The 13,780-nt window shown below is 46.0% G+C and carries 12 protein-coding genes; 7 read left to right on the top strand and 5 right to left on the bottom strand.

The window, feature by feature from the left end; all coding sequences use genetic code 11:
* Positions 1-32 precede the first annotated feature (32 nt).
* From ABDW33_RS24325 to ABDW33_RS24300, 6 genes are read left to right on the top strand one after another with little or no spacing between them, the layout of a single operon-like run.
* Positions 33-608, top strand: coding sequence for a sigma-70 family RNA polymerase sigma factor (locus ABDW33_RS24325; RefSeq protein WP_343692702.1), 576 nt, complete (start codon positions 33-35; stop codon positions 606-608).
* On the top strand, positions 596-1,888 hold the full coding sequence (locus tag ABDW33_RS24320; protein WP_343692701.1) for a hypothetical protein: 1,293 nt from the start codon (positions 596-598) through the stop codon (positions 1,886-1,888). The genes ABDW33_RS24325 and ABDW33_RS24320 overlap by 13 nt, the downstream gene beginning before the upstream one ends.
* A 33-nt stretch (positions 1,889-1,921) precedes the next feature.
* Positions 1,922-2,341: a hypothetical protein gene (locus ABDW33_RS24315; RefSeq protein ID WP_343692700.1), complete on the top strand. Its 420-nt coding sequence runs from the start codon at positions 1,922-1,924 to the stop codon at positions 2,339-2,341.
* 36 nt (positions 2,342-2,377) lie between these two features.
* A complete protein-coding gene (locus tag ABDW33_RS24310) occupies positions 2,378-2,782 on the top strand; it encodes a cytochrome c (protein ID WP_343692699.1) in 405 nt (134 codons plus the stop codon).
* Positions 2,783-2,793: 11 nt separating this feature from the next.
* Positions 2,794-3,336 carry a YceI family protein gene (locus ABDW33_RS24305; RefSeq protein WP_343692698.1) on the top strand — a complete coding sequence of 181 codons (543 nt, stop codon included), beginning with the start codon at positions 2,794-2,796 and terminating at the stop codon, positions 3,334-3,336.
* Between the two features lie 5 nt (positions 3,337-3,341).
* Complete coding sequence (locus ABDW33_RS24300) at positions 3,342-4,223, top strand: DUF5777 family beta-barrel protein (protein ID WP_343692697.1); 882 nt, start codon at positions 3,342-3,344, stop codon at positions 4,221-4,223.
* A gap of 66 nt (positions 4,224-4,289) precedes the next feature.
* On the opposite strand, the gene ABDW33_RS24295 is transcribed toward ABDW33_RS24300, so the two are convergent.
* The 5 genes from ABDW33_RS24295 to ABDW33_RS24275 all read right to left on the bottom strand — a co-directional run bounded on the left by ABDW33_RS24295 (position 4,290) and on the right by ABDW33_RS24275 (position 10,807).
* Positions 4,290-4,724: a DUF2147 domain-containing protein gene (locus tag ABDW33_RS24295; protein ID WP_343692696.1), complete on the bottom strand. Its 435-nt coding sequence runs from the start codon at positions 4,722-4,724 to the stop codon at positions 4,290-4,292.
* A 12-nt stretch (positions 4,725-4,736) separates the two neighbouring features.
* The gene (locus ABDW33_RS24290; protein WP_343692695.1) at positions 4,737-6,059 is read right to left on the bottom strand and encodes a TolC family protein; all 1,323 of its coding nucleotides are present in this window, start codon (positions 6,057-6,059) and stop codon (positions 4,737-4,739) included.
* A complete protein-coding gene (locus tag ABDW33_RS24285; protein ID WP_343692694.1) occupies positions 6,049-9,108 on the bottom strand; it encodes an efflux RND transporter permease subunit in 3,060 nt (1,019 codons plus the stop codon). Before ABDW33_RS24285 ends, ABDW33_RS24290 begins: the two co-directional genes overlap by 11 nt.
* A gap of 8 nt (positions 9,109-9,116) precedes the next feature.
* Positions 9,117-10,151 (bottom strand): efflux RND transporter periplasmic adaptor subunit, encoded by a 1,035-nt coding sequence (locus ABDW33_RS24280; RefSeq protein WP_343692693.1) that lies wholly within the window; start codon positions 10,149-10,151, stop codon positions 9,117-9,119.
* Between the two features lie 95 nt (positions 10,152-10,246).
* Positions 10,247-10,807, bottom strand: a complete 561-nt coding sequence (locus ABDW33_RS24275; RefSeq protein ID WP_343692692.1) for a hypothetical protein — start codon at positions 10,805-10,807, stop codon at positions 10,247-10,249.
* A 293-nt stretch (positions 10,808-11,100) separates the two neighbouring features.
* On the opposite strand from ABDW33_RS24275, the gene ABDW33_RS24270 reads away from it, so the two are divergent.
* Positions 11,101-13,689 carry a gliding motility-associated C-terminal domain-containing protein gene (locus ABDW33_RS24270; protein WP_343692691.1) on the top strand — a complete coding sequence of 863 codons (2,589 nt, stop codon included), beginning with the start codon at positions 11,101-11,103 and terminating at the stop codon, positions 13,687-13,689.
* Positions 13,690-13,780 lie beyond the last annotated feature (91 nt).

Here is a 13,780-nt window from a genome sequence, read left to right as displayed (position 1 = left end):
ATGGTATAGATTAAATACAGACGGCTACTCATTTGGAACAACTTAAGACCATAATAGAAGGGTGTATGCATGCACAGCCCAGGTGCCAGCGGCTGCTGTACGAACGCTATTATGCATATGCCCTGAAAATTGTGTTCAGGTATATATACAGGTATGAGAAAGCGACCGAAGTGGTGAACGACGGGTTTGTAAAGATATTCAACCGGTTTGACAGGTTTACCTGTGAAGAAGGAGAAAATCTGGAAAAGATGCTCCTGGGATGGATGCGCAAAATCATGGTAAACACGGCTATTGATGAACTGCGGCGGAAAAACATGATCCCGGAAATAGGGGGTATTCCGGAATATGTATGGGAGCAGCCCGATATGGGACAATCGGCAGAACAAAAGTTATATTACAAAGAACTGATCATCCTGATCAAAGAATTACCACCTTCCTATCAGGTTGTATTCAATATGTATGTAATAGATGGGTTTTCTCATCAGGAAATTGCAGACAAGCTGAATATCAGTTTAGGCACTTCTAAATCAAATCTGTCTAAAGCAAGAGAACATTTAAGGAAAAAATTAAATAACGGCATACAGGAATTTGATATATGCAGCTTTTAGATGACGATATGGACGAATTATTCCGCAATGCGGCGTCGCAATATCCCTTAAAAACGGATGGTGCGGACTGGGATGCGCTCAGTAGCCGGTTGCAGTCTGCTGCGCCACAGGGATCTGTGGCAGCAGGCGCGCGGAGTAATAAGTGGGTAGGGCTGGGGGTATCCATCCTGTTGACTGTACTTTTTTTTATTACTTACGCGCCACCGCTGGAAACCGGTAACTTGCCGCGTACTGGAAAAGAAATAGCAAAAACAACGACGACCGGAACAGACATTCATACAAGTACTCACCCAAACACAGGGACAGGTACGAACCCGCATACTGGTTCAAACAACAGCGCCATCAATCAGACAAATACAATTACAAACACTGTTTCAAATACAACAAACCGTACATATACTGCTAAGAATAATAAAAGCAATAACATATCAACAGCATTTTCCGGAATAAATGCAGATACGTTAAATTATTCTAAAGCAACAATTTTAAACAATAAGCAAACATCCACCTTCGTTAATGGCGTTAGAACAAATGAAAAACCAGATAATTCTCTTGCAGCGGTAAAAACAATACTCCCTGCAGACAGTGCAACAATGCCAGGTATTAATATGCCAGTGAACAATATTTCTTTGCCAACAATGAATGTAGAGTTGTCCGCCACGAAGAAACAGGCACCTGCCAAAGTACAAAAAGGGCTTTACTTCGGTATCATCGCCAGTCCTGATATCAGTACGGTGAAAATGCAACGGGTAAACAAGGTAGGCTATGGCGCCGGTATCATTCTCGGTTACCGTATTTCCCGCAGCTTCGCTGTGGAAACCGGCCTGCTCTATGATCATAAAAACTATTATTCTGAAGGTAACTATTTTAACAAGTCAAAGATTCCAGCCATTCAAAACTGGCAAATTCTCGACGTAGAAGGGTATTGTAATATGTATGAGATACCAGTGAACGTTCGATACTTTATCAGGAACGGTGAAAAAACCAGTTGGTACGCCAACGCAGGCCTATCGTCCTACCTGATGAAAAAAGAAGACTATTCATATGAATACAAAATGTATTCGGGTGATGTGAACACTGCCTCATGGGCTTATAAAAATGCAACTAAGAACTGGTTTTCTATTATACACGTGGGAGTAGGATTGGAGCACAACCTCGGCGCAATAGGTAAGCTTCGTGTAGAACCATATTTGAAAATACCTGCCAAAGGTCTCGGTATCGGAGACCTGCCTATCACCAGTATGGGCATCAACATTGGCATAACGAAATCTATCCGTTAATCGTGTAGGCTTCCAACTTTAAAATCAATTTGTATGACGCGAAAAAAGACAATCCTTTTCGCAGCGGTATTCCTTTGCCTGGTGGCAGGAGGAACAGGCTACTACTTGTACAACAAACCAAGAACAACCGCCGCTGAAGCACACACCGACGACAGTGTGACCGCCAGAGAACTGTATGGTACCTATGCCAAAGACGAAAAAACTGCTGGCAAACTGTACGAAAACAAAGTATTGGAAGTAACTGGTACTGTCATGAACGTGGAACAGAACGGGAAGGAAGTATCCGTGCTATTGTCTGCCGGGGAAGCCGATCCCGGTGGTGTAAACTGTAGCCTGGCTGAAACCACAGATCCACTGCCTAAAAGCGGTGAAACCATTCGCGTAAAAGGTAAGTGCACCGGCTTCCTTATGGACGTAAGCCTGGTAGACGCAACCATTCTCAATACTAAGTAAAACGACCATCCTCACAACTCACTAAAATTACAAATTATGAAACGTGTATTCTTCTTTCTGTCAGCAATCGCAATCGTATACTGCCTGACCATGGTAACATCGTGCTCCAAAGACAATGAAAAAGACCTGACTTCAGGTACCGATACAACAGGCACCGGTGGTGGCACTACCTGTGATACTGTCAATATGAAATATGCTGCCAACGTACAACCTATTCTTTCTGCTAATTGTTATAGCTGTCATGGTAATGGTAGCGCCAGCGGCGGCATCTCTTTAGATTCTTATGCGAAAGTGGTGACACAGGTAAACAATGGTAACCTGATCGGTACCATCACGCATGCAAGTGGTTATCCGGCTATGCCTCAGGGCGGTGCCAAACTATCTGATTGCAATATCAACACAATCAAAGACTGGATCGCCCGCGGCGCTCAGAATAACTAAAACAGGAACATATGAAATCAATATATGCATTAGCGCTGGCAGGCTTTTTATACCTGCCAGCCAAAGCGCAAACTTATATGACGCGCAATGGAAAGGTGAACTTCTATTCCAAAACACCGCTGGAAGATATCAAAGCGGAAAACAGGCAGGTAGTAGCTGCCTTTGATCTGGGTAAGAAAACCGTGGCCATGACCCTGTTGCAAAAGAACTTCCTGTTCGAAAAGCAACTGATGCAGGACCATTACAACGAGAACTATGTGGAAAGCGACAAGTTCCCCAAAGCACAGTTCACCGGTACTATCAACGGCAATGTAGGCACCACACCCGGTACTTACAAAGTACAGATCAGTGGCAACCTTACCCTGCATGGGGTTACCAAACCAGTCAGTGCACCTGCAGAATTTGAAGTGGCAGACGGAAAAGTAACAGGTAAAGCTGACTTCAAAGTCAAACCTTCCGATTTCGATATTAAAATCCCTTCGCTGGTAAAAGATAAAATTGCTTCAGAAATTTCAGTACAGGTAGTTGCTGCCTGCACTGCGTTATCAAAATAATGGATATGCAAAGAAGAATCATTCAAACCTTATTTTTATTACTCGTTTGCAGCCGTATGATGGCGCAGGACAGCAGTCTGATGAAAATGATGGACGACGCCGTTTCCGAATCACAAAAAGGGCAGGTTGTAACCGGTACCTTCAAGGCGACACAGATTGTAAACCTGCCTACCGTTGAATCTCCAGGTAAGAAAAGCCTGCAATTCATGATCATGCACCGTTTCGGAAAGCTAAACGGCGGGGCTTATGAGTTCTTCGGACTGGATAACGCCTCCATTCGTTTTGCATTGGATTATGGTATCACTGACCGCTTCTCTGTAGGATTAGGGCGCAGTTCTGTAGACAAAACCTTCGATGGTTCCCTGAAGTATAAACTGCTGCAGCAAAAAGAAGCAGGTATGCCGATTTCTGTGAGCCTGTATGGTGTGATCACTAACTATACGCAGCGCTATACCGATAAGCCTTACCTCGATGCAGGCTATCGTACTGCATATACTTCGCAGGTAATCATCGCAAAGAAGTTTTCTCCTGCTTTCTCTTTTGAAGTCGTGCCATCCTGGATTCACTATAACCTGACGCCAACGCCCGAAGATAAAAATGATCTCTTCGCGGTATCTGCAGGTGGCCGTTTGAAATTCACCAAAAGAATGAGCATCAATGCTGAGTACAACTACCTATTACGTAATCAGGTAGTAAGTACCAAAATTTATGATGCTATCTCAGGTGGTATTGATATTGAAACCGGAGGTCACGTATTCCAGCTGGTATTTACCAATGCTGCAGGAATGGTAGGGCCGTATTATCTGGCAAAAACGAATGGTAGCTGGGGCAAAGGTGATATTTACTTTGGCTTCAATATCACAAGGAATTTCAATTTCAAAAAGTAATTTTTCTGCTGAGAAACCTACAATTATATCGTTGCCTGCCGAAGCAGGCAACGATATAATTACAAATTATCCTCTCGTCCACACCGTCGTTCTGCCAAACATGGAAACGCCGACATAGCCCCTGATTTCAAGTTTATCACCTTTTAATTTCATCGTACAACTATACGTCTTTCCACTCTTGGGATCATAGATCTTGCCTCCATTCCATTCACCATCATCATAAGTGAAGTTAGTCAGCAATACAAGGCCCAACAAAGGGCGACTTCTCAGTTTAGGATCACTGTTCTTTACATCCGTCCGGTCTTTACGGGGTGTCTTCCCATCGGCCTCCATCAGGTCACGGCCCCATACCAGCTTACCGAAATACTTATCGCCGGTTTTATAGATCTCAATACGGCCGTCTTTTTCTTCGCTCAGCCAGTTACCAAGTATTTTGTCCTGTGCCAGTAATACCTGTGTCGAAAATAGCAATGTGATTAGTAAGAATGCGATCCTTTTCATGTGATAACTTTTTTAATAAGCGCCTGTCAGTATGCGCAGGTCAGAATAGGCGATCCTATAGTTGAGCTTAGCACCCAGGAGGTCTGCCTGCGCCTTGGCCAGCATTGATTTAGTATTTAACAGATCAGCTTCAATATTCAGGCCAGCATCTTTTTTATCCTGCTGAATTTTTAACTCATCCTGCCGGTAATTTACAGCTTTTTGTGCGACCGCAATCAGGGCAAGGGCCTGGTTAATCCGCCTTTTTGCTTTGGCTATATCATGGTTCACAGTTTCCTGTGTATTGGCTACATATTCAGCAGATTGCTGCAGCTGGAAGTTCCGCTGATGCAATACCTGCCTGTTGGAGAAAATATCCTGTATATTCCACTTAAATGATGCGCCTACAAATGGATTATTGCTGGGATATAGCACATTCCCTGTCTGGTAGGTATAACCAGCCATCACACCAAAGTCAGGCAGGTAGCTGCGTTGCGTAGCTTTAATCGCCTGTTCGGTTTTTACTTTAGTCAGGTTAGCCAACCGGATATCCACATTATTTTCACCTGAAATGCTGTCACTGACCGGTTGTACAGTATCATCAACTTCGGCCAGTACCACACTGTCTGCTGTGATGCCAGTCAACTGCTGCAGATCTGCCATATAATCATCCGCCTGGATCTGTAACTTCAACAGGTTTTGTTCTTCATCTGCTACATTTGCCTGCAAACCGGCCTTGCTGGCATCGACGGTTTTACCCGCCAGTAATGCACTCTCCACATCGAATTGCTTCATCTTTGCCAGTTGCAGATTGGCATTTGCCGTGATCTGTTGTTGCTGGTTGATCAGCAAACCATAATATAGTTTTTCAACCGCCTGCCTGATCTGCATTGCTGCTTTCCGGCTTTCCTGTTCGGCAATCAATACATCGGTTTTCGTCACCTCCATACCAGCCTTTATTTTCCCCAGCTGGGTAATGGGTTGGTAGACGGTCACACCCGCGTTGAAGTTATTGTGTTTACCCAGTTCAAAAGAAGCATCTTTATTCGGCAACCCGATATTAGTACCGCCTAACGGGAGGGTTCCAAAATAACCCGCCGGAATATTCAATGCACCCAGGTTCTGGTTATATTGATAGGCGGAACTTACAGTGACAGCAGGATATTGCCTGACAGCATCTTCCTGCAGTTTTGCCTTTTTTTCTGACTGCTGCAGTTGCTTGATGTGCAGTGACCTGTTATGTTGCAAAGCAAGATCAATGGCCTGCTGCAGATCCAGCGGCATCGGTTGTTGTGCGCGCAGCAATGGCGTCGTAAGCAGGAATATAATGAGTGTGAGAAGGTTGCTACTTTTCATCGGGAGTCGGTTTGATCCATACGATATATAATACGGGTACAGTAAGCAATGCTACGATCATGGACCATACTACACCCACGGCAATTACACTGGCCAGCGGACTCCACATCGGAGAGCCTGAAATGATCATGGGCAATACCCCGATCGCTGCTGCCATCGCTGTAAGGAAGATGGGTCTGAGCCTGCGCTTGCCAGATTCAATGGCGGCTGTTCGTATGTCCATACCATGCTTCAGCAGCTCGTTGGTGTGGTCTACAAGGATAATGGCATTCCTGACCACGATCCCTGACAAACTGATCAGACCTACAAATGCTGTAAACCCAAAATTGTTATGCGTAATATATAACCCTGCCATTGCGCCAAATAAACTGAGCGGAATGGTGAGCATAATAATGGTTGCTTCTTTCAGGTTGCGGAACTGGAAAAGCAATATGAAGAAGATGGCAACAAGACTGATGGCCAATACCACCATCATCTGGCTAAACGTCTCTTTCTTATTCGCATCTTCGCCACCATACACGATCTGGTAGCCGGGGGGCAGTGTGAGTTGGCTGATAGCCGGCCGGATGGCTTTCAGCAGGTCTGCCGGCAATACGTTGTCCGCTGTTTCACTCAGCACTGTCAGGGTACGTACACCATTACGATGCATAATCTTACCCGTCTGCCATTCAGGAGTAAGGGAAGCTATCTGGCGCAGGGGCACGCTGGCACCTGTAACCGGAGATTCCAGGTACATGTTCTCCAGGTCGCTAAAGCTGCGACGGCTTTTTTCATCCAGTCTCAATACAATGTCAATCGGGTTGTTGCCTTCATACATTGTAGATACAGGGTAACCACTAAAACCTGTATAAACTGATTGTGCAATGCTGGCTGTCGCGAAGCCCAGCCTGTTGGCTTCATCTTTTAGCTGGATGCCTACGCCATAATAGTCTTCCCTGAAATCACTTCTTACAAGATAACTGCCTTTCGTATGCTGAACGATCTGCTGCACTTCTGCACCGATCTGTTTCAACCTGTTGATGTCATCTCCTATAATGCGCACCTCTACCGGAGACTTGAGCACAGAGCCCTGTTGCATCAGTTTTACCTGTGGCAACCCCTCCGGTACAGCAGCAGCCACCTTTTGCTCCAGTTCCATGGAGAGTGCATTGGTAGTTGCTTCTGTAGTGGTGTTGACTAATATTTGTCCATAGTTACTCACGGGCACTTCCGGTGAATAATTGTAGTAAAAGCGTGGAGCGCTCGTACCTGAGAAGGTAGCATACGATGTAACACGGGGGTCGTTTTTAATCAATGCTGCCAGCCTGTGTACTGCTTCATCTGTTTTTTCCAGCCGGGTACCGGTAGGCATCCATAATTCTATCACAAACTGGTTTCTTTCTGCGGCAGGAAAGAACTTCTGCCTGATACCCTTGGTATAGAGTAAACCCGCCAGTGGTATCGTGAGCAGGCTACCCAGTATCACCGTCTTCGGATGCACTACACACCAGTCCAGTGCCTTGTTATATGCCTGCTGCATCCTGTCCAGCAGCGACTTCTTTTTCTTTGTTTGTGCCGGATTGTGCAGCCCTTTCCTGATAAAAGTAAAGCACAGTAAGGGGGTTAATACCATCGCTACGATAAAGGAAGAACCCAGGGCCACAGCCACAGTAATCGGCAATGCCACAATGAATTCACCAACTGCACCGGAGATCAATACCATCGGCATAAAGGAAGCGATGATCGTTACAGTAGCTGCCAGTACAGGGACCACCAGGTCTGTCGCACTCTTCCACGCTGCTGTCCACCGGTCTTTTCCTTCATCCAGCAGCTCTACATAATTGTCTGCAATGACGATGGCATCATCGACCACCATACCCAGTACCACGATGAGTGCTGCCAGTGATACCTGGTGCAGCTCAATACCAAAGAGGTGCATAATGGCAAATGTAACAGCAATCGTCATCGGAATAGCCATAGCTGCTACTGCTGCAATGCGTAATGGCAGCAACAGGATCACTACGATCACAACTGATATAATAGCAAGGAAGAACTCCCTGATAAAATGAGATACGTTTTCATTTACCAGTGAAGGTTGATTCACGATGGTAGTGATATGTACATTGGATGGTAATAGCCTGGATACTTCATCCAGTTTCTGCTGTACCGCTTCACCAAACTTTACAATGTTATTTCCTTCCAGCATCTGCACGGTCAGCATCATCGCTTTGTGACCATTCACCGTGATCAGGGAGGTCGGGTCTGCATAAGTACGGTTGATGGCAGCTACATCACCCAGACGCACGGTGGCACCTGTTCGGGTCGTACCTACAATCTGGTTGGCAATCTGGTTCTCTGTATTATAGTAACCTGTAGTATACAATGGCGCTTTGCTGACATCCGTTTTTACATCCCCGGTTGCCATAATCGTATTCTGTGATTGCAATACCCGGGTTACCTGTGTCACGTTAATCCCATATTGTGCCAGCTTTTCAGAGTTGGAGGTCACAGTGATCTGTTCTTTCTGTTCTCCGATACGTTTGATCTTGGAAGCGGCTTTGATCGTACGGATGGCATCTTCCATTTTCTGGGCATAATCTTTCAGCTGGGTGTAAGTGGCGGAATCACTTTCAATACCAATTACCAGGGCCTCGGTATCACCGAAGTCAGAATTTACAACAGGCCCGCGTACACCCTGGGGGAAGTCGATAGACTTACCCACCAGTAACTGGTGGCGCAGTTTACTCCAGAATACATCGGGGGTTTTGACTTTTTCACCCAGTTCCACATTCACGATGACCATACCATCCTGAGAGGTGGAGTACGTTTTATCTTTTCTTACTTCTTCAAACTGAAACAGGTATTGTTCCAGTTTCTTCGTTACCTGGTCTTCCACCTGTGCAGCATTTGCACCGGGAAAGTAAGCGATCACCAGCCCCTGTCTGATCGTTATTTTAGGATCTTCCCTTCTGGGCATGGTGAGCAGTGAGTTCACGCCTACTGCAAATACGAGCAGTAGCACGGACAACGTCACCTGTTTATATTTTAAAGCAGATTGTACAAGATTCATGATCAGGATCATTTAGAGAGAGAAACAACAGCACCGTCATTGAGTTTTTGCTGACCACCGGTCACGACCTGTTCCCCGGCGTTCAGGCCGGAAGTGATCTCCATCAGGTTGCCGCTGAGCTGACCGATGCTTACTTTTCTTTTGAAGGCCTGATGACGCTGACCGTCTACTACGTATACGTATGTTTGTCCGTCAATGTCATGCATCACTGCTTCCACGGGTATAGCAAGTATGTTGCTGGCAGTACCGGAAGCCAGTTTGATCTCGGCGATCATACCGGGTCTGATCAGCAGATGAGGGTTATCCAATGTAATTTTTACGGTGAAGGCTCTCGCAGCAGCATCGGCAGCAGCACCTACTTCTGTCACCTTCCCCTGGAAGGTTTCGTTTACAGCGCTCACCAGCACAGCAGCTTCCTGTCCCAGTTTTACATTATTCAGTTCACTCTCCGGTATGTATGCGTTCACTTTTACAGTGCGGATGTCAGATACAGTGAAGAGAGGCATCCCTGCACTGGTGATCTCGCCGGCTTCAGCACTCTTTTTCAGTAGCACCCCACTGATAGGACTAAAGAGTTTTGTGTCGGAAAGGTTCTTGGCTTGCAGTTTTTGCTGTGCCCTTGCCTGGGAGAGCGTATTGGTGATCTTGCTAAAGTCACTCTCACTGATACTCTTGCGGTCGTACATGATCTTCAGGCGGTTATATTCATCCTGTGCCTGGTTAGTGCTGGCATCTGCCATTTCTTTCGCAATAGCGTAGTTCTGTGGATCCAGGCTGGCCAGCAGCTGTCCGCTTTGAATGGTTTGCCCTTCGTCGGCAGCGATGTAATTGATCTTCCCGGCTACCATAAAGCCGAGATGTACAGTCTTACTACCTTCTATATTCCCGCTGATGTTGATGGAATGGTTGGCGGTGGTGGTTTGAACGTTTTGAGTGATCACCGGGATGGCGGTATCCTGGGGAGAGGAGGGCTTGCCTCCTGTGTGACAACTAACGGTAAAGATGGCTATGGCAGCGAGCCAGCAGGTACATTTCTGTAACATAAGCACTACGTTGATTATATGGCAAAATTTCAATAAGATTTCCTGGTAATTTTTAATCTATATTAAAAAACATGCCGATAGAGGAATTGTTGTGCTTATTTCTGACTCCTGATCACACTCAGCCTTTGCTGGGTGATGCCGATGTAAGAAGCAATATGACCCAAAGGTGCTCTCAAAAGTATATCAGGGTGCTTGTCCAGCATGGTTTTATACCGCTCCTGTGCTGATTGAAACTGTGTCATATACAACCTTTCCGACAATTTTTTCATGACGTCAATCAGGAGTACCCGCATTAGTTTTTCCAGTTGATTATACTTGTTGATATAAATTTCAAGATCATGGTAATAAATCCAGCGGAGAGTAGAAGTCTCTAACAGTTCAAGGCCAAGGAGCGAGGGGGAATTGTAAAAGACGCTCTCAATAGAAAGACTAAACGAATTCTCTGTAAAGAAGAAGTGGGTAATGTCTTTATCGTCTTTGATATAGTAGCTGCGTACAAAGCCCGATTCAATGAAGTAAACCTTTTTCGACAAGGTATCAGGCAGGAAAAGTTTATGGTGTTTAGGCAAGGTCTCGCAGGTGAAAGCCAATTCCAGCTCGGTACAAATGTTGGCAGGTAGATCAAATTCCTGGCGGAGAAAACCTAGTAATTCCATGCTGCAATTTACCAAAAAATTGCAGAACAATCGGGTCCAAATCTTTCACAAACAATAACTTTTATACTAAAACTGCTGCCGGGTTTTCAGGCTGGAAGCCTGCTTTAATTCATACTCCAATAAATTAATATTATTGTTTATTCATATTGTATAATTGTATCAAATAATATATCTTTGTTTTGAGAACTGTGTATTTAGAAAGGGGATGCTATCCCATCGTCCCGCTTATTTCCCGTAAAGTTATGCCTCGACCTGCATGGAGTACATTGTGGTCTCTTATATTCTTACTTTTCGTGCAAGAAGCATACCCACAGCAAGGTTATATCTACTTACACGTGAATAGCCAGGATGATGCGGCTTCGCCCGATTTCCATTTCACCATAGATGGAACAACGACCTTCATTCTCAACGATCTCCCTGCTTTTTCAGATCCTATCAGTGACATCGGTGCAGGTGTAAGGGGAGAATTATGGGCAGCTACCAGCACCAATGTATACCGTCGTCCTTCAGGCAGCAGTCAGTGGTCCAACACAGGTTTTCAGGCCGTTGCCATCGATGGGGCAGGCCCTGGCCAGTTTGTGAGTGTGGATGCCACGGGTACCGCATGGTTCTATGACGGTACCTCGCTCTATATCATCTACCGTCCATCTTTTCATGCAAACATTGCCGTGACTGATATCGCTTATGGTGGAGGGCGTATTGCCATCACCCGGGCAGATGGCAGTATGCTGACGAATATCAGTACTGCTGCCCCTTATGGTGATAGCTGGGCACAATTGCTGGGCGGTGCCTCCGGTGCGACCCGTTTGGATATCCAGCCCTATACCGGCACAGTGGTATATCTCGCCAATGGCGTATTCACTGTTCCTTTTACCGGGGGGATCCCGGTTAATATCAGCACAACGACTACTTATACGGATATAGCGATCGATGGTACAGGTATGATCTATGCCAACGGCGCCTGGTACAATGGCAGTAACTGGAGTACAGATGCTACTGCCCGACCCGATCTGAGCCGTACCACGGCTTTTGATGGGGCAGTATGGAGCAGCAACAGTACTGCTATTTACAGCCGCACAGCTACCAGCTGGCTGGATGCAGAAAGGATCCGCACCACACAGCGGGATAACAGTGTGATCATTCCCGTCACTGCGGGAACCTATCAGCTCACCGCTTCCGCTGTGTGTGGATGGAAGCTGAGTGGATATACTATCTATGACCCGGATGCATCGACAACTACCGTCGATGCAATTTCAGTATCTGCCGGAGAAGTGGTACATATTGTGGCCAACGAAGATAAGGCACCTGTTACCCCGATCACCATTACAGGAGATAGTATACTTTGTGCCAATAACAGGTTATCGCTCACCGCGTCAATAGCCGGTGGTACCTGGAGCAGTAATGATACAACAATTGCCGTGATAGACGGCAGTGGCACGGTGAATGGTATTTCCGGAGGCACTGCTGCTGTCAGGTATGAATTGAATACCAGTGGTTGTATAAATGCTGCCGTCAAAAAAGTCTATGTGAGTCCATCCCCTGCTTTCACGCTGACAGCGACCAATGTAACCTGCAATGCCCTGAAAGACGGAACCATTAAAGTTGCTACCACCAGTGCCGGCAATCAATTTGCTCTCAATGGAGGAACGTGGCAGACCGATTCCGTGTTCAGAGGTTTAAGCCCCGGTTCTTACAGTGTCACCGTCAAAGGACTGAATGGTTGTATATCAAATGCACAGACAGTGATCATTACGGAGCCCGACGTGATTGGCATTACCGTATCGCAGATCTCTGTAGGTTGTCCCGGAGATGCTACCGGCAGCCTTACGGCTGTAGCTACGGGTGGTATTGCCCCTTATACACTGACATGGAGTACAGGGTCAAACGCCAGCACTATCGGCCGTTTACCCGAAGGCACCTATAGCATCACCGTAAAAGATGCCAATGCCTGTGCAGCATCTATCAGGGTAAGACTCGTATCCGTGATCTCCCTGTTCATCATCAATGCACCTGTAAAACAGGTAGGTGGCCAGATTGTGATTACAGGCAGTACGTTACCCAATGCAGCTGTGGTGATCAGGTTCCCCGACGGCAGCAGTACGAATACCCACGCTGATGATTATGGTAAATTCAGTACCATATCCGCCGGTCCGCAACCTAACGGAAGCGTCTATGTTACTGTTACAGATGCCACTACAAGGGCTACCTGTACCCGTTTTGTAGATTTCAATGATGCTCCTACAGCAGATGTGAGCATTGTCAAGACACTGGAAACGGTTGACAATATCGGGATCGGAGATGAAATTTCTTTCCTGCTCACCGTGTACAATAAGGGATTGGACAATGCCACTTCGCTGATCATTACCGACGATTTTCCCAGTAACCTGGCAGCGGCTACAGAACTGACACCCTCTACGGGTTATGCCACCTATAATGCAGCAGTGAACGAAGTGGTGTGGAATATCGATACGCTACGTGTATTGAAATCAGCTACCTTATCTTTTAAGGCACGTGTGTCGGCTGCTGGTGTGATTAAAAATACAGCCTACGTTTCGGCCAACGAAACTGATCCTGATAATTCAAATAATTCAAGCACTGTGACCACACCGGCCATTAGTGCGACTTTTTTTATTCCCAATGTCATTACGCCTAACGGTGACGGAAAGAATGACCAGTTCGTGGTAAAAGGACTGGACCTCTATCCGGGCTCACGGCTGGAAATCTATAACCGATGGGGGAACCAGGTATACCGGAGTGATAATTACGGTAACAACTGGAAAGGAGAGGGGTTGAGTGCCGGTGTTTATTATTATGTGCTTAAGATCAACATGGCTGGAGGACCGCAGTTATACAAAGGTTATGTTGAGTTGATTACGAGATAAGCAAAATGATTAAAAGAATTTTTACCATATCATTTTTCATCCTGTACTTCCTGCGTGCGCATGCACAACAGGAAGTACAGTTCAGTCAGTA

The organism is Chitinophaga sp. (assembly GCF_039596155.1).
Lineage (GTDB): Bacteria > Bacteroidota > Bacteroidia > Chitinophagales > Chitinophagaceae > Chitinophaga.
The sequence above is the reverse complement of the archived record's forward strand: the minus strand, read 5'-3'. Positions and strand labels throughout refer to the sequence as shown.

Coding starts and splice junctions, on each gene's coding strand:
- ABDW33_RS24320 (WP_343692701.1), top strand. CDS start 596: ATGCAGCTTTTAGATGACGATATGGACGAATTATTCCGCAATGCGGCG.
- ABDW33_RS24315 (WP_343692700.1), top strand. CDS start 1,922: ATGACGCGAAAAAAGACAATCCTTTTCGCAGCGGTATTCCTTTGCCTG.
- ABDW33_RS24310 (WP_343692699.1), top strand. CDS start 2,378: ATGAAACGTGTATTCTTCTTTCTGTCAGCAATCGCAATCGTATACTGC.
- ABDW33_RS24305 (WP_343692698.1), top strand. CDS start 2,794: ATGAAATCAATATATGCATTAGCGCTGGCAGGCTTTTTATACCTGCCA.
- ABDW33_RS24300 (WP_343692697.1), top strand. CDS start 3,342: ATGCAAAGAAGAATCATTCAAACCTTATTTTTATTACTCGTTTGCAGC.
- ABDW33_RS24295 (WP_343692696.1), bottom strand. CDS start 4,724: ATGAAAAGGATCGCATTCTTACTAATCACATTGCTATTTTCGACACAG.
- ABDW33_RS24290 (WP_343692695.1), bottom strand. CDS start 6,059: ATGAAAAGTAGCAACCTTCTCACACTCATTATATTCCTGCTTACGACG.
- ABDW33_RS24285 (WP_343692694.1), bottom strand. CDS start 9,108: ATGAATCTTGTACAATCTGCTTTAAAATATAAACAGGTGACGTTGTCC.
- ABDW33_RS24280 (WP_343692693.1), bottom strand. CDS start 10,151: ATGTTACAGAAATGTACCTGCTGGCTCGCTGCCATAGCCATCTTTACC.
- ABDW33_RS24275 (WP_343692692.1), bottom strand. CDS start 10,807: ATGGAATTACTAGGTTTTCTCCGCCAGGAATTTGATCTACCTGCCAAC.